Below are 15833 nucleotides of genomic sequence, written 5' to 3'. Positions count from 1 at the left end.
TGAACTGCGGTTCCGCAGGTCACGACACCGTCCCGTGGGTCGTACGGAGGGATCAGGCGTTCGACGTCTCCCGGGCCCGCAGGTCCTTGCGCAGGATCTTGCCCGACGCCGACTTCGGGATCTGGTCGATGAACTCGACCACCCGCACCTTCTTGTGCGGGGCGACCTTCCCGGCGACGAACGACATGACCTCGTCCTCGGTCAGGTCCGCACCCGAGGCCTGCTTCACCACGAACGCCTTCGGGACCTCCTCGCCCTCGGCGTCCTTGACCCCGATCACCGCGGTGTCGGCGATCTTCTCGTGGGTCAGGAGCAGGGCCTCCAGCTCGGCGGGCGGCACCTGGTAGCCCTTGTACTTGATGAGCTCCTTGACCCGGTCGACGATCGAGTAGACGCCCTCGTCGTCGACGACGGCGATGTCACCGGTGTGCAGGAAGCCCTCGGCGTCCTTGGTGGCGTCGGTGGCGTCGGTGTTGTTGAGGTACCCGACCATCACGTTCGGGCCCTTCACCCACAGCTCGCCGCGCTCGCCGACGCCGACCTCCTGGCCGGACTCGGGATCGACCAGCTTGCACTCGATGTTCGGCAGCGCGAAGCCGGACGAGTTCAGGTCGAGGTCGCCGCGGTCGTCGGGCATGCAGTGGCTGACCGGGGACAGCTCGGTCATGCCGTAGCCCTGGAGCACGGTGCAGTCGAGCCGCCTGGCGACGGCCCGGCCGAGCTCGCCGTCCAGCGGCGCGGCGCCGGAGAAGATCGTCTTCACGCAGGACAGGTCGTAGGAGTCGACGACCGGGTGCTTGGCCAGCGCGACGGCGACCGGCGGGGCGATGTAGAGCCGGTCGACGCGGTACTCGTGCACGATCCCGAGGAACTGCTCGAGATCGAACTTCGGCATCGTGACGACCGTGGCCCGGGCGTGCAGGCCCTGGTTCATCATCACGGTCATGCCGTAGATGTGGAAGAACGGCAGGAACGCCATGATCTTCGTCTGGTCGGTGACGTCCCCCATCGCCTGCACCTGGAGCAGGTTCGCGACCAGGTTGCGGTGGGTGAGGATCACGCCCTTGGCGAGGCCGGTGGTGCCCGACGAGTAGGGCAGCACCGCGGTGTCGGTCGAGCTCGTCGCGAGCTCGGGGGCCGGCGCGCCGGACGAGACGAGATCGGCCAGCGAGTCGTGGCCCTCGGTCGCGTCGATCGTCAGCACGACGTCCTCGGAGAGCCCCGCCTCCTTGGCGCCGGGCACGGCCCGGTCCAGGAACGGCGAGACGGTGATGACCATCTTCGCGCCGGAGTCGCGCAGCTGGTGCGCCAGCTCCCCGGCGGTGTACATCGAGTTCGCGCTGGTCACGATGCCGTTCGCACGCAGGATGCCGTGGAACAGCGCCGCCCACTGCGGGAGGTTCGGCGCGAACAGGGCGACGACGTCGCCCTGCACGACGCCGCGGGCGGCGAGCCCGCCCGCGATCTTCTCGACGAGGTCGTGGAACTCGGTGTAGGTCAGCTGGCTGCCGTTCGTGCCGTCCAGGATCGCGGGCGCGTCCGCCCGATCACCGAACCCGTCGGCGAACAGGAACTCGGTCAGCGAGACGTCGGGGATGTCGACATCCGGGTACGGGCTGCGCATCGACAAGGCTTCGCTCCTTCGCGAGGTCCATCTCGGGGGCCGGGCGCCGGCTCGGCCGCCCGGGGTCGCGGGACATGCTAAGGGCACGGTGATCCCCCGCGCCGGGTGCGCCGTGAAAAGTTACCCGCGGGTCACCGGCGGGCCGGCTCACTCGACGAGGTGCTCGAACGCCTTCAGGTTCGCCGTCGACTCGCCGTGCGCGGTCCGCCACGCGTACTCGCGCCGGATCGACGAGGCGAAACCGAGCTCCAGGAAGGTGTTGAAGTCGCCGTCCGCGGTCTCCAGCACCGAGCCGAGGAGCCGGTCGACCTCGTCGGCGGTCACCGCGTGCCGGGGGACCCGGCCCACCAGGTGGATGTCACCGACCCGGTCCAGGCAGTAGTGCACGCCGTAGAGCTTGGCGTTGCGCAGCAGCATGAACCGGTAGACACCCTCGAAGTTCTCGTCCGGCCTGCGGCACACGAACGCCTGCACCGCGAGGGTCTGCTCGCGGACCAGCAGCCAGGTCTGGGTCTGCAGGCGGGCCTCCCCCGGCAGCGTGACGAGCCACTGGCCCGCACCCCGGTGGACGTGGTCGACCTCCATGTCGGCGAGCGCGTCGCCGATCACCGTGTCGAGATCGTCGTCGCTCATACCCGTCCCAGCACCCGCGCGCGGAACTCGGCGCGGGCCTCGTCGTAGGCGCCCAGCAGGGCGTCGGTCGTGCGGTCCCAGGAGAACCGGCGCGCGTGCCCGGCCGCGACACCGGCCATCCGCTCCCGGCGGGCCGGATCCAGCGCCAGCTCGCCCAGCGCGTCCGCCCAGTCGGAGATGTCGTGCCCGGTCACGAGCAGCCCGGACCGGCCCTCGGCGACGGCCACCGGCAGCCCGCCCACCCGGGTCGCGACGACCGGGGTGCCGCAGGCCTGGGCCTCCAGCGCGACCAGACCGAACGACTCGTTGTGGCTGGGGACGGCGACCACGTCGGCCGCCCGGTAGACGGTCACCAGGTCGTCGCCGCCGCGGGGCGGGAGGAACCGCACGACGTCGGTGATACCCAGCTCGGCGGCCAGCTCGTGCAGCGAGGTCGGCTCGGCCAGCCCCGACCCGGACGGCCCGCCCGCGATCAGCACGACCAGCCGCTCGCGCAGCGACGGCGTCCGGGCGAGCAGCTCGGCGGCGGCGCGCAGCAGCACGTCCGGGGCCTTGAGTCGCTGGATGCGGCCGACGAAGGCGAGCACGACGGCGTCGGCCGGGAGGTCCAGCTCCGCGCGGGCCGCAGCCCGGTCGCCGGGCCGGAACCGGTCGGTGTCGACGCCGGGCGGGATGGTGACGGTGCGGCGCGGGTCGGCGTCGTAGAGGTCGAGCAGCTGTTTGGACTCGATCTCGGTGTTCGCGACGAGCCGGTCCGCCTCGGCGACGACCTGGTCCTCGCCGATCACCCGGGCCCGCGGTTCCGGGGTGTCCCCGGCCGCCAGCGCGGCGTTCTTGACCTTGGCGAGGGTGTGCGCGGAGTGCACCAGCGGCACACCCCAGCGGTCCCGGGCCAGCCACCCGACCTGGCCGGAGAGCCAGTAGTGCGAGTGGACGACGTCGTACCAGCCGGGTTCGTGCCGGGCCTCGGCGCGCAGCACCCCCGCGGTGAAGGCGCACAGCTGGCTGGGCAGGTCGTCCTTGCCGAGCCCCTCGAACGGACCGGCCGCGACGAACCGGACCGTCGCACCCGGCGCGAGCTCCACCGTCGGCGGCTGCTCGGACGACGTGGCGCGGGTGAAGATCTCCACCTCGACGCCACGACGGGCCATCCGGATCGCGGTCTGCGCCACGTAGACGTTCATCCCGCCGGCGTCGCCGGTACCGGGCTGTTCGGTCGGGGAGGTGTGCACGGAGAGCACCGCGACCCGGCGCGGCAGCGCCCTCGAGTCGTCGATCGTCACGGGGTCATCCTGACACGGCGTCGCAGGGCCAGCGCGGCCACCAGCGCCCGCAGCGGGTCCGACGCGTGCCACTCACCGGCCGTGCCCGGCCAGGCCGGGACGGTCACCGCGCGGCCGTCGTCGAGGTCGACGACCAGCTCGTCGTGCACCCGCAGCTCGCCGTCGGGCGGCTCGGCGCCGACCGCGAGACAGGCCGGGACGATCTCCGGGAGCGTGGTCCACGCCACCGGCCGTCCGGCCCCGCGGACGGTGCCGGTGACCCGGTCCGACGCCAGCGGGAGATCGAGCAGCTCGGCGAGGGCGACCGGGTCGTCACCGCCCGGGACGGCAGGCTCGTCACCGAGTGCGGGCAGCACCCACGGCGCGTCGAGGACGACGGCGCGGTCCGATCCCGCCACCGCGCCCGTCACCGTGCGGACGTGCCCGGGCGGGTCGAGGTCGTCGAGCTCGACGACGCCCGCGGCGTACGCGGCGGTCAGCGCGGAGTGCACGGCGCCCGCGACGTCCCCGGCGACCTGCCGGTCCGGGTCGGCCAGCCGGTCGAGGAGCTCGACGGCCTCGTCCGCCGCGCCGATCGTGACCCCGTCGCGGACGCCGACCGCCGCGAGGACGGCGTCGTCGACGCCGGGGAGCTCCGGCACCGGGTCGTAGAGCCCGGCCACCGACGACGCCGACCGCAGCCGCCAGGTCGACGGCAGCCGCCCGCCGATCCGCACGTGCCTGCCCAGCCACCAGGCGGTGTACCCGGTGAGCATCGCGGCGCGGGTCTCGCGGCCCCCGGCGAGCAGGGCGAGCGCCTCCGGCCAGGCGTCGTCGGCGACGAGGTCCAGGTCGCGGACGGCCGGTGGCTCGTGCTCGCCGTCGTGGTCGTCCGCGTCGTAGGCGTCCGCGTCGTGCAGCACGTCCGGGTCGAACGCGGCGACCACGAAGCCGTCCAGCACCCCGGCCGCGACCAGCGCGTCGGTCCCGGCGTCGAGCCACCCGGCACCGACGGTGCCGACGGGGGCGTCCGGGTCGAGGAGGTCGCGCACCGCGGCACCGGGCAGGACGAGCTCGTCGGCACGCGCCGGGCGGCCCCGGTCGTCGGTGAGGGCGAGGGCCCCGAACCGGCCGTCCCGCTCCGCCGACGGGGTGTCGAGCAGCGCCAGCACCGCGCGGGCGAGCGGTGCGGTGTCGAGACCGGCCTCGGCGTCGTCGAGGGAGCGTTCGACGGCCGCGTGCAGGGCCGGGGCGGCGAGCAGGGCCGCGCGGTCGGCGTCCGCGGCGCCGAGGCGGTGCAGGAGCGGGTGGACGGCGTCCGGGTGCGCGATCCGCAGCTCCGGGACGGCCGGGGTGCCGGTCTCGGCGATCAGCACGGAGGCCGGGCCGGGGACCAGGCGCCCGTCGGCGAGCGGGACGGGCAACGCACCCAGCTCGGCGGCGAGACCGGGGACCGTGTCGACGGCCGGGGCGAGCAGCGCGTAGAGCGACCGCCACCACGCCGGTCCCGCCTCGACGCCGGTGAGCCGCTCGGCCAGCGCCGCCGCGCCGACCCGGTCGGTGTCCAGACCCGCGGGCGGGACGACACCGGACGCGACGAGCCGCTCGAACGCCGGGTCGGCGGCGGCGAGCAGCTCCGGCAGGCCCTCGGCCGGCCCGCCCAGGTCGAGCCATTCGGCACGGTCGGGGGCGAGGAGCCCGGAGGTGCCGTGCTCGCCGGCGGCGGGCAGCCACGGGGCACGGGCCAGCGCCGACCCGATCGCCTCGCGCAGCCGGCCGTCGAGCGGGGACCGGGGGAAGGCCGGCTCGGGCACCAGCGCCGCCCGGCCCGCGGCGGGCACCGACCGGACGAGCGCGACGTAGGCCGTCGCGGCCGCGTCGACCAGCTCGGCCGTGGCCGGGTCGTCGGCCCGGATCCGTCGCCGGTCCGGGTCGAGCGGGAACGGGGCGAGCAGCCGGGCGGGGAGGGACAGCTGCTCCAGGCTCGGGGTGGGCGCGTGCAGCACCTCCCCGGCGTCGACGGGCAGCGGCCTCGGCCGGCCGTCCTCGCAGGGCAGTGCCCAGCGCACCGCGCCATCACCCGCGAGGAGGAACTCCCGGTCGCCGACCCGCACGGCGCCGTCGCCGGACGGGGTGCGGGTGAGCACCTCGGTGCCCGCCTCCATCCGCTCGAGAGCGGGCAGCGCGAGCAGCAGGTCGGGGCAGGACCGGGCGAGCTCGTCGAGCAGCGCCGCCGGGTCACCGTGGTCGGGACGCAGCCGGACCTCGGTGGCGTACCCCTCGGGCGGCGGGTCCTCGTCCGACGGCCAGACCAGCCGCAGCGCGGGTACCCGCGGGTCGCGTGCCAGCTCCGCCTCCGCCGCACCACCGAGCGCGCGGACCTCGTCCGCGGTCCGGGACGCGGAGAACGCGACCCCGCCGCCGGCCGTCACCAGGCGGGGCCGCGAGCAGACGGCGAGCACCGCGGCGAACCCGACGCCGAAGCGGCCGGTCGCGCCCGCGGCGTCCCGCTTCGCCGACGCCCGGAGCGCGGCCAGGGCGGCGACCCCGGCGGCGTCGAGCGGCGCGCCGGTGTTCGCGATCCGCAGCTCGTCCCCGGCGACCGTCGCGCGGACGTGCCCGGGCACCCCGGCCGCGACGGCGGCGTCGGCCGCGTTCTGCAGGAGCTCGGCGACCCAGGTGTCGGCGTAGCCGCCACGGCGCAGGTCGTCCTCGGCGTTGACGTCCTCGCGGAACCGGGTCGGCGACGACGCCCACGCCGCGAGCACGCCCTCCCGGAGCGCGGCGGTGCCGAACGGGTCGGTGCTCAGGACCCCGGACCGACCGGTTCGAGGTCCACGCCGTCGTCGTAGACCAGCGCGGAGACGTACACCGGCGAGCCGGAGGTCTCCGCGACCGACGAGTGCGCGCCGCAGCCGAACCCGACCGCGACGACCTGCCCGTCGGCCGGGGACGACGCGTTGGCGCACGCCCCGAACGAGCCGTGCAGCGCGCCGGCCAGCGGCACCAGGAACCCGCAGGTCCCGCAGGACGCCGGGGCGGAACGGGCGAGATCGGCGGACGGGCCGTGCTCGCCGTCGGTCCAGCGCTCGGCGGCGTCGGAGCGCCCCAGCGGGGACAGCACGCGCTCGCGGCCGAGCCCGGCCTCGCGGGCCAGGTCGTCGACGGCGGGGTCGCCGGAGTCGAGGTAGCCGGGGACCAGGCGCGGGTCGTCCGGCGAGACCGGCAGGAGGTCGCCCGGCTTCAGGTCGTCCGGGCGGATCCGCTGGTCCCACGGGACCCAGTCGGGGGCGACGAGCGCCGTGTCGCCGGGCAGCAGCACCGTCTCGGAGACGGTGACGGGCTCGCCCTCCCCCGCGCTCGCGATCGTGACCGCCCACCGCCAGCCGCGGTAGCCGGGGAGATCGGCGACGAAGGAGTGGGTCACGGCGCCGTCGTCCTCCACGTCCGTCCCCAGGTGCGTCCCCACGGCGGCGGCGGCACCGGCGGCGCCGAGCTCGTCGGCGGCCTCGTCGACGGCGGCCGACCGGGCGGCCTCGACGGCGTCGAACAGCTGGGGCGGCGCGGGCCGTGGCCCGGCGGGCGCGGGGGTCACCTCGGGCACGGGCGTGCCCGGCACCTCGACAGTGGCCTGGTCCTCACCTGCAGTCACCTCACCAGTGTGCCACCCGGTCCCGGGCATGCTGGTGCGGTGCCCACCCGTCCCGCCGACCGGCCCGCGCACGACCGCACGGCGCCGCGCCGGCGCACCGCCCCACCGCTCCCCCGGATCCGCCGGTCGGCTCTCCTCCTGACCCTCTGCGGCTCCCTGGTGCTGTCCGCCTGCGGCGCCGCCGGGTCCGCGACGCCCGCCGTCGTGTCCCGCACCGGCGACGTCCCGGTCGTCCGGCCGGAGGTGCTGGCGGAGATCCCGCACGACACGGACGCGTTCACCCAGGGCCTGGAGCTGCGCGACGGGACCCTCTACGAGGGGACCGGCCGGGTGGGCAAGTCCGAGATCCGGGCCCTCGACCCGGGCACCGGTGCGGTCCGGGCGTCGAGCCCGCTGCCCGGTTCCTACTTCGGCGAGGGGATCACCGTCGCCGGGGACCGGATCTGGCAGCTGACCTGGACCGACGGCGTCGCGATCGAGTGGGACCGCGCGACCCTGCGACCGCGCCGCGAGGTGCCGGTCGACGGCGAGGGCTGGGGACTGTGCCTGTCCGGCGGGACGGACGGTGGCGGGGCCCGGGTCGTCCGGTCCGACGGCACCGACCGGCTGCGCTTCCACGATCCTGCCGACCTGGCGGAGACCGGGTCGGTCGCCGTCACCCTGGACGGTGCGCCGGTGTCCGAGCTGAACGAGCTGGAGTGCGTCGGCGACCGGGTGTGGGCGAACGTCTGGCAGACCGACCGGCTCGTCCGGATCGACCCGGCGACCGGTGTGGTCGACGCCGTCGTCGACGCCGCGGGCCTCCTGCCTCCCGGGCGGCGGGCCGGTGCCGACGTGCTGAACGGCATCGCGCACGTCTCCGGCGACGAGTACCTGCTGACCGGGAAGCTCTGGCCGTCGACGTTCCGGGTGCGGCTGCCGGTGCCGGACGCCTGACCGCCGGCCGCTGCGCCGCACGGGTGACGGCGCGCCCGGTCCCCCGGGACGCGGCGAAACCGTCGGTCCCTCTCGGCACAATGGGGGCGTGGCAGGGAACCCGTTCCGGCGCCGTCGTGCACGCACGGCGGCGGGCCCGCCGTCCCGTGCGCCGCGCACCGACCCCCGGACGACGCCGATCAGCTCGGACTCGACGCTCCGGTACCCGGGCACGGAGGCGGACGGCTCCGCGCGGTCCGACACGACCCGGTCCTCGACCGCGACGGCGGAACCACCCCGGGCCGGTGCGTCCGGACCGCGGAAGCTGACCGTCACCCGGGTGGCGGTGCACCGCACCCGGGAGCTGTCCGGGCGCGCGGTCGGCCTGTTCCGCCGGGCCGCGACCGCCGACGGCGCGGACCGGTCCGGGCTCACGGCGCTCACCTACGCCACGATGCTGACCTACGCGCTCGACGCCGCGGTGGCCGTCGCCCTGGCGAACACGCTGTTCTTCGCGGCCGCGACGGCCGAGTCGAAGGCGAACGTCGCGCTCTACCTGGCGATCACCGTCGCCCCGTTCGCGCTGGTCGCACCGGTGATCGGGCCGGCGCTGGACCGGCTGCAGCGGGGCAGGCGGATCGCGATGGCGGTGTCCTGCGCCGGGCGGGCCGTGCTCGCCGTGGTGCTGGTGTTCCAGCTCGACACCTGGCTGCTGTACCCGGCGGCCCTCGGGATCATGGTGCTGAGCAAGTCGTTCCTGGTGCTCAAGGCCGCCGTGACGCCACGGGTGCTGCCGTCCTCGATCACGCTGGCGACGACGAACTCGCGGCTGACGACGTTCGGCATGGCCGCGGGCGGGGTGGCCGGTGCGGTCGCCGCGGGCGCGGCGGCGCTGCTGGGATCCCCCGGTGCGCTGTGGTGGACGGCGGCGCTCGGCGTCGCCGGGGCCGTCCTGTGCCTGCGCATCCCCCGCTGGGTCGAGTCGACGGCGGGCGAGGTCTCCGCCGCGGTCCCCGCCGGGAGGCCGGGTCCGGCACGGGCCAGGGTGCCGGCGACGCGCGCGGTGCTCGTCGCGCTGTGGGGCACCAGTGCCGTCCGGGTGCTGACCGGGTTCCTCACGCTGTTCGTCGCGTTCGTGGTGAAGGCCGGTGCCGAGCAGGCCCCCGCCGGGGACCCGGCGGGACAGCTGTTCGTGATCGGCATGGTCGGCGCGGCCGCCGGTGCCGGGCTGTTCCTCGGCAACGCCGTCGGTGCGCGCAGCCGGTTCGGCCGGGTGGAGCCGGTCGTCCTGGCGGCGGCGGCCGCGGCGCTGCTCGCCGCCGTCGGGGTCGCGCTGCTCCCCGGTGTCCCGGCGGCGGTGGTCGCGGCGCTGGTGGCGTCGTCGGCGAGCGCGCTGGCGAAGGTCTGCCTCGACGCGGTGATCCAGCGGGACCTGCCCGAGCACGCCAGGGCGTCGGCGTTCGGACGGTCGGAGACGGTGCTGCAGACGGCGTGGGTGCTGGGCGGCGCGATCGGGGTGCTGGCCCCGCACGACACGTTCCGGACCGGGTTCCTGATCGTCGCCGGTGTGGTGGCGGTGTTCGGGCTGCAGACCGCGCTGATCCGGCGCGGCGGCACGCTGGTGCCGGGGCTGGGCGTCCGGGCCGCCCCGGTCGCCCAGGGCGGGCTCCGCTGATCCGTAGGGTGGTCGGTGTGATCACCCGTCCCCGACGGTCCGCGCGCACGCTCGCCGGGCTCCTCGCCGTCGTCGCGGTCCTGCTCGCCGGATGCGGCGGCTCGTCCCCGACCGTGACCTTCGACGTCGCCGGGAACGCGCTGACCGCCGCGCCCACGCAGTTCTGCGACAACCGCATGGAGGACTGCACCGACGACCCGAACGCCCGGGTCACCGCGGACGTCCCGCCCGCCACCGCGATCCGCATCACCGTGCCGGACGAGGTGTCCTCCGGGCCGTGGCAGGTCGCCTACGCCTTCACCCGCGACGGCTCGCCGCAGCCGATCCAGCAGCGCAGCGACATCGCGCCGGCCGGGAGCCGCACCGAGTTCACCCTGGAGCTCCCGCAGCCGACCGACCGGCTCCTCACCGCGCAGGTGCAGCTGTTCGGACCCGCTCCGGCGATCGACCAGGAGACCCTGCAGATGCAGTTCCCGGTGCGTGCCACCTGGGTGCTGGTGGGCGAGCAGCAGCCGGCGTCCTGAGCGCCGGGGTCACCGACGGGCGCCGGGCGCGGCGCGGGTCGCACCCAGCAGCCTGGCCAGGGCCGCGTCGGACTCCGCGAGCGCGTCCCGGTCCCAGGTCGACGAGCTGACCAGCAGCTCGTCGGCACCGGTGCGCTCCACGAGATCGTCGAGGTGCTCGGCGACGGTGTCCTCGTCGCCGGCGACGGTGCGGCTCAGCGCCGACGCGACGAGCTCCCGCTGCCTGCCGGTCGACCGGCGGTCCCGCGCGGGCGGCTCCAGCGGCGGGAACTCCCCCGTCGTCCGGGCGGCGGCGAGCGCCCACGCCTCCGGCCACGCCAGCTCCGGCGGCCCCACCAGGACGTCCGCCGAGACCACGAGATGGGCGGCCGCCCCGGCCCGCTCGCGGTATCCGTCGAGCGCGGCGCGGTCGTCGAGCACCGGCCCGCCGACGACGACCGGCAGCCCCAGGTCACCCGCCAGCCGCAATCCCGCCCCGGTGGCCAGCAGGAACACCGGCACCGACCGCTCCAGCCGTGGCCGCGCGGTGACGGGCCCGGTGCCGTCGAGGTAGGCCAGGAGCTCGGTGACGCCGGCGCGGAACGCCTCGTCGCCGGCGTCCGCCGCACGCAGCGCCCGGCGGACCGGCTCGGTGAACCCCGGCGAGCGCCCGAGCCCCACGTCGATCCGGCCCGGGTACAGCGCCGCGAGCGTCGCGACCTGCTCGGCGACGACGAGCGGCTGGTGGTTGGGCAGCATGATCCCGCCGGAACCGACCCGGATCCGCTCCGTCGCCGCGGCCACGGCCGCCATCAGGACCGGTGGGCTCCCGGACGCGATCCCCGGCACCGCGTGGTGCTCCGCGACCCAGAACCGGTGGTAGCCCGACCGCTCCGCCCGCCGGGCCCGGTCGACGGTGTGCCGCAACGCCGCCGAGTCGGGTTCCCCCGCCCGGGTCCGGGATCGGTCCAGCAACGACAGGCGCACGCCCGGTGCAACGCGAGCCACGGCCCGGACATTTCGCCTGCCCGTGCCGGGCCCGCCCCCACCCACACGGGCCCCCTCGCGCCACCGCCACCGCCGATCCGGTTTCGCACGGGATCGCTCGCCTCGCACGGGATCCGACCCCGTGCGAACGACGGGAACCCGTGCGAATGGGTGGGCGGGGTGGGCGGATCCGTGCGGCTCACGGGCGCAGGGCCTCGGGGCGCCGGCCGATCCGGCACGGTGGCCCGCCGGCGCGCTCGGCGGCGGTGAGCTGCACAACGGCTCCGCGCCAGGGCAACGTGCCGCCGGGACAGCACGACACGCGACCCGATCAGGGGGCCTCCCCACCGAGATCGCTGCCTCAGGAAGCGACCCTGCACAAGGCGACCCACCATCCGGGCGCAAGCGCAAGCGCAAGCGCGGGCGCAGGCACGGGCACAGGCCGGCACGGGCCGCCGTCACACCCGGACCGGCCGCCGTCTCACCGGGCGGAGATCGCTGCCTGGGGAAGCGATTTCACAGAAAGAGGCACGCCGGGCACAGCGCTCCGGGGCCAGGCCCCGCCACCGAGGGCGCTGCGACGCCCGCCTCTCGGGCCCGCCAGGGCCGCCCACACCGCCGCGCCCGGGCTCGAGGGTCCCCGGCGTACCGCGCTCGGTCCGCGGCGCTCAGCCGTCGAGGTCCCGGGCGACCGCGCGGACGACCTCGGCGGCCAGCTTGCACGTCTTCCGGTCGGGGTACCGGCCGTGCCGCAGCGCCGGCTGGATCTTGTTCTCCAGCAGGCCCATCATGTCCTCGATCAGGCCGTGCAGCTCCTCGGCCGGGCGGCGCGTGTTCTCCACGGCCGACGCCTGCTTCTCGACCACGCGGACCGACAGCGCCTGCGGGCCCCGCCGTCCCTCGGCCATGCCGAACTCGACCCGCTGACCGGACTTGAGCGCCTCGGTCCCGGACGGCAGTGCCGCCTTGCGGACGTAGACGTCCTCGCCGCCGTCCTGGGAGAGGAAGCCGAAGCCCTTCTCCGCGTCGTACCACTTCACCCTGCCGGTGGGCACCGTGCTCCTCGATTCCCTGCGTTCCTGCCTGCACGACGAACGCGCCCGGGGAAGCCGGTGGCTTCCGGACGCGTCGCCTCATCGTACCGCGTGGTAAGTGCCGGGGTCAGGCGTTTCGGGGGCCCGCCGCCTCACCGAGATCGAGCAGGCCGACCGACTTCTCGCGCATCTCGACCTTGCGGACCTTGCCGGTGACCGTCATCGGGAACTCGTCGACGACCAGGACGTAGCGCGGGATCTTGTAGTGCGCCAGCCGTCCGGTCGCGAACTCCTTCAGGGACTCCGGGGTCATCGCCGCCGCACCCTCGCGGAGGACCACCCAGGCGCAGAGCTCCTCGCCGTAGCGGGCGTCGGGGACCCCGATGACCTGCGCGTCGAGCACGTCGGGGTGGGTGTAGAGGAACTCCTCGATCTCGCGCGGGTACACGTTCTCCCCACCCCGGATGACCATGTCCTTGATCCGGCCGGTGATGTTGACGTAGCCCTCGTCGTCCATGACGGCGATGTCCCCGGTGTGCATCCAGCGAGCCCGGTCGATCACCTCCGCGGTCTTCTCCGGCTGGTCCCAGTACCCGAGCATGACCGAGTAGCCGCGGGTGCAGAGCTCACCGGCCTCGCCCCGGGGCAGGGTCTTCCCGGTCTCCGGGTCGACGACCTTGACCTCCAGGTGCGGGTGCACCCGGCCCACGGTGGAGACCCTCAGGTCCAGCGAGTCGTCGGCGCGGGTCTGGGTGGACACCGGGCTGGTCTCGGTCATGCCGTAGCAGATCGTCACCTCGGTCATGCCCATCCGCTCGACGACCTGCTTCATCACCTCGACCGGGCACGGCGAGCCGGCCATGATCCCGGTGCGCAGGCTGGACAGGTCGTACGACGCGAAGTCCGGGTCGTTGAGCTCGGCGATGAACATCGTCGGGACGCCGTAGAGCGAGGTGCAGCGCTCCTGCTCGACGGCCTTCAGCGTCGCCTTCGGGTCGAAGCCCTGGGCCGGGATGACCATCGTCGCGCCGTTGGTGGTGCACCCGAGGTTGCCCATGACCATGCCGAAGCAGTGGTAGAAGGGCACCGGGATGCAGACCCGGTCCGCCTCGGTGTAGCCGCAGAGCTTCCCGACGTAGTAGCCGTTGTTGAGGATGTTGTGGTGCGACAGGGTCGCGCCCTTCGGGAACCCCGTTGTCCCGGACGTGTACTGGATGTTGATCGGGTCGTCGGCGGCCAGCGACGCCTGGATCTCGGCGAGCCGGACCCGGTCCGCGGCGGCGCCGCCGGCGGCCAGGGCCGCCCACTCGTCCGACCCGGCGATGACGACGCGCAGCAGGTCCGGGCAGTTGCCGCGGACCTCGGCGATCATCTTCTCGTAGTTCGAGGTCTTGAACTCGCGCGCCGCGACCAGGGTGGAGATCCCGGCCTGCTTCAGCACGAACTCCAGCTCGTGCGTCCGGTACGACGGATTGATGTTGACCAGGACGACGCCGAGCTTCGCCGTGGCGTACTGGGTCAGCGTCCACTCCGCCATGTTCGGGGCCCAGATGCCCAGCCGGTCCCCGGTCGCGACGCCGGCGGCGAGCAGGCCGTAGGCGAGCCGGTCGACGTCCTCGCGCAGCTGCGTGTAGGTCCAGCGACGCCCGGTGGCCACCTCGACCAGCGCGTCGTTGTCACCGAACGCGGCGGCGGTGCGGTCGAAGTTGTCGCCGATGGTGTCACCGAGCAACGGTGTGTCCGAGATCCCGGATGCGTACGACGGGACGACGGGGTGTCCGGCGGCGGGGGAGGTCACGACGTTGTTCTCCTCGACGGTGCGCGGCAGAGCGATCTGCGACACATCCTCGTCCTTGAGCAGGCCGGTGCCAACACCCCCTCGGGAGAGGGCTACGACGACAGCCTGCGCCCGGCCCGCCTGCCCGACTCGGCGACCCGCGTCGCCCCGCGCCGGGCTCCGCGGGCGGCCCGCTGCAGCGGCTTCGGCGACGGCTCGGGCCACGGACCGACCGGGACGAGCACCCGTTCGGCCGGGGCGAACCCGGCCGGGTAGCCGGGGACCCGCCAGGTGCCGGCCGGTGCGTCCGGCGGCAGCCACTCCGGGCGCCACATCCCCAGGGCCAGTGCCAGGTCCTCCAGCGACGGTCGCAGTTCCTCGGTGAGGTCCGTGCGCAGGTGCTCGGCCCACAGCCGTACCCGCAGGTCACGGACCTGGTCGCCGGTCGTGACGAGTGCGGTGCTCAGCTCGGTGTCGGTGCCGCGCATCGACCGCGAGAAGAAGTTGGCCGACCCGACGGCGGCGAACACGTCGTCGACGAGCATCAGTTTGGTGTGGACCGTGAGGTCCTCGATGCGGTGCATCATCACGTTGCCGCGGTCGGCGGGGTCCAGCTGGTCGACGACGCCACGCTGCACGTCGCCGGTGACCCGGCGACGGAACTTGTTCACGCCGGCGTCCACCGGGTCCCGCCGGCCGGAGCAGACGAGCACGATCTTCACCCCGCGGGCGGCGGCGTCGCGGAGCAGGCCGTAGAGCCGGAACGCGCGCCGGCCGCCGGGGACCTCGAAGAAGTACTGGTCCTCCAGGTAGACGTAGTGCCGGGCGGCGCGGATCGCGGCGCTCAGCGCGTGGAAGACCTCCTGGACGCCGTCGCGCGGCAGCACCGTCCAGTGCCGCCGGTGGAGCATCCCGAAGTGGTCGATCTTCCACGGCCGGAACGAGCGGAGCACCTGCACCGCGGTACCCGGCTCGTCGCGCGGCGGCGCCGGCGGCGACGGCGGGAGGAGCGGCGCGACCGGCTCGGGGTTGATCGGCTCCCAGTCGACCGGGTTCACCATGAACCTGCGCGGCGGGAGCGTCACCGCCTCGGTCCAGCGGGCCCGGTAGACCTCCCAGACCCGGGCCGCGGCCGGACCGCGGAGCCGGACGGCGCCGTCGTGCCAGCCCCACCGCTCCGCACCGATCGAGAGCCGGTCGTGCGGCTCGGCGTCGAACCGGTTCGCCGACAGGTCGAGCCCGCCGACGAAGGCGGTCAGCTCCCCGCCCACGTGTGCCAGCACGATCTTCTGGTGGTGGCAGCCGATCCCGGAACCGGACCAGTCCAGCAGCACACGGCCGCGCAGCTCCGGGCGGCGCCGCAGCTCCAGCGCGGCGAACGCGTTCGCCCGGAACGGCCCGATCGCCACCCCCGGCACCGAGCCGGAGAACAGGGCCCCGGTCAGCAGCACGCGGACGTCCACACCGGCGGCGACGAGCCGGGCCAGCCGGTCGGCGAGGGGCTCGTAGCCGTCGTCGCCGGGTTCCCGCCCGGTCAGGTCCATCTCCGGTTCCAGGTTGAGCCCGGTGATCAGCACGGAGTCCCCGGCGCCTGCCCGGTCCAGGAGCCCACGCAGGTCGGAGAAGTAGGTGACACCGTCGACGATCGGGTGCCACTCGGTGTCCTCGCGGAACGTCGGGGACTCCGGGGTCCCGGGAACGAGGTAGCGGGAGACGAGATCGTCGAGCGACGGGCCGGGCATGGGCCGACGCTATCCGCCGGTCTCTCCGT

Annotated in this window: 12 protein-coding genes; 3 read left to right on the top strand and 9 right to left on the bottom strand. The window is 74.9% G+C overall.

The annotated features are described in order from the left end of the window. Positions 1-52: 52 nt before the first annotated feature. The 5 genes from PP1_RS19680 to PP1_RS19660 all read right to left on the bottom strand — a co-directional run bounded on the left by PP1_RS19680 (position 53) and on the right by PP1_RS19660 (position 7171). Positions 53-1624 carry an AMP-binding protein gene (locus tag PP1_RS19680; protein ID WP_010240798.1) on the bottom strand — a complete coding sequence of 524 codons (1572 nt, stop codon included), beginning with the start codon at positions 1622-1624 and terminating at the stop codon, positions 53-55. Positions 1625-1771: 147 nt separating this feature from the next. Then, positions 1772-2257, bottom strand: coding sequence for a YbjN domain-containing protein (locus PP1_RS19675; RefSeq protein WP_010240797.1), 486 nt, complete (start codon positions 2255-2257; stop codon positions 1772-1774). Further along, positions 2254-3540, bottom strand: coding sequence for a D-inositol-3-phosphate glycosyltransferase (gene mshA, locus PP1_RS19670; RefSeq protein ID WP_010240795.1), 1287 nt, complete (start codon positions 3538-3540; stop codon positions 2254-2256). Before mshA ends, PP1_RS19675 begins: the two co-directional genes overlap by 4 nt. Beyond that, the gene (locus tag PP1_RS19665; RefSeq protein ID WP_249266053.1) at positions 3537-6287 is read right to left on the bottom strand and encodes a sacsin N-terminal ATP-binding-like domain-containing protein; all 2751 of its coding nucleotides are present in this window, start codon (positions 6285-6287) and stop codon (positions 3537-3539) included. Before PP1_RS19665 ends, mshA begins: the two co-directional genes overlap by 4 nt. A 38-nt stretch (positions 6288-6325) precedes the next feature. Further along, positions 6326-7171: a DUF3027 domain-containing protein gene (locus PP1_RS19660; protein ID WP_227012764.1), complete on the bottom strand. Its 846-nt coding sequence runs from the start codon at positions 7169-7171 to the stop codon at positions 6326-6328. A gap of 39 nt (positions 7172-7210) precedes the next feature. Between PP1_RS19660 and PP1_RS19655 the strand changes: the two genes are divergently transcribed. The 3 genes from PP1_RS19655 to PP1_RS19645 all read left to right on the top strand — a co-directional run bounded on the left by PP1_RS19655 (position 7211) and on the right by PP1_RS19645 (position 10285). Further along, complete coding sequence (locus PP1_RS19655; RefSeq protein WP_010224995.1) at positions 7211-8107, top strand: glutaminyl-peptide cyclotransferase; 897 nt, start codon at positions 7211-7213, stop codon at positions 8105-8107. Between the two features lie 88 nt (positions 8108-8195). After that, on the top strand, positions 8196-9761 hold the full coding sequence (locus PP1_RS19650) for a hypothetical protein (RefSeq protein ID WP_060574755.1): 1566 nt from the start codon (positions 8196-8198) through the stop codon (positions 9759-9761). Positions 9762-9778: 17 nt separating this feature from the next. Further along, positions 9779-10285: a DUF2771 family protein gene (locus tag PP1_RS19645; RefSeq protein ID WP_157178911.1), complete on the top strand. Its 507-nt coding sequence runs from the start codon at positions 9779-9781 to the stop codon at positions 10283-10285. Positions 10286-10294: 9 nt separating this feature from the next. Here the strand turns inward: PP1_RS19645 and PP1_RS19640 are convergent, their stop codons facing one another. The 4 genes from PP1_RS19640 to PP1_RS19625 form a co-directional block, all read right to left on the bottom strand. After that, positions 10295-11272 carry an MsnO8 family LLM class oxidoreductase gene (locus tag PP1_RS19640; protein WP_249266054.1) on the bottom strand — a complete coding sequence of 326 codons (978 nt, stop codon included), beginning with the start codon at positions 11270-11272 and terminating at the stop codon, positions 10295-10297. A 647-nt stretch (positions 11273-11919) separates the two neighbouring features. After that, a complete protein-coding gene (locus PP1_RS19635; protein WP_010224442.1) occupies positions 11920-12306 on the bottom strand; it encodes a cold-shock protein in 387 nt (128 codons plus the stop codon). Positions 12307-12412: 106 nt separating this feature from the next. Next, entirely contained in the window at positions 12413-14083 is a 1671-nt protein-coding gene (locus PP1_RS19630) for an AMP-binding protein (protein ID WP_050802190.1), read from the bottom strand. Between the two features lie 92 nt (positions 14084-14175). After that, positions 14176-15804: a phospholipase D-like domain-containing protein gene (locus PP1_RS19625; RefSeq protein WP_010224444.1), complete on the bottom strand. Its 1629-nt coding sequence runs from the start codon at positions 15802-15804 to the stop codon at positions 14176-14178. Positions 15805-15833 lie beyond the last annotated feature (29 nt).

The sequence above is a fragment of the Pseudonocardia sp. P1 genome (genome assembly GCF_000178675.2).
Lineage (GTDB): Bacteria > Actinomycetota > Actinomycetes > Mycobacteriales > Pseudonocardiaceae > Pseudonocardia.
This window is presented reverse-complemented; position numbering and strand designations above follow the sequence as displayed.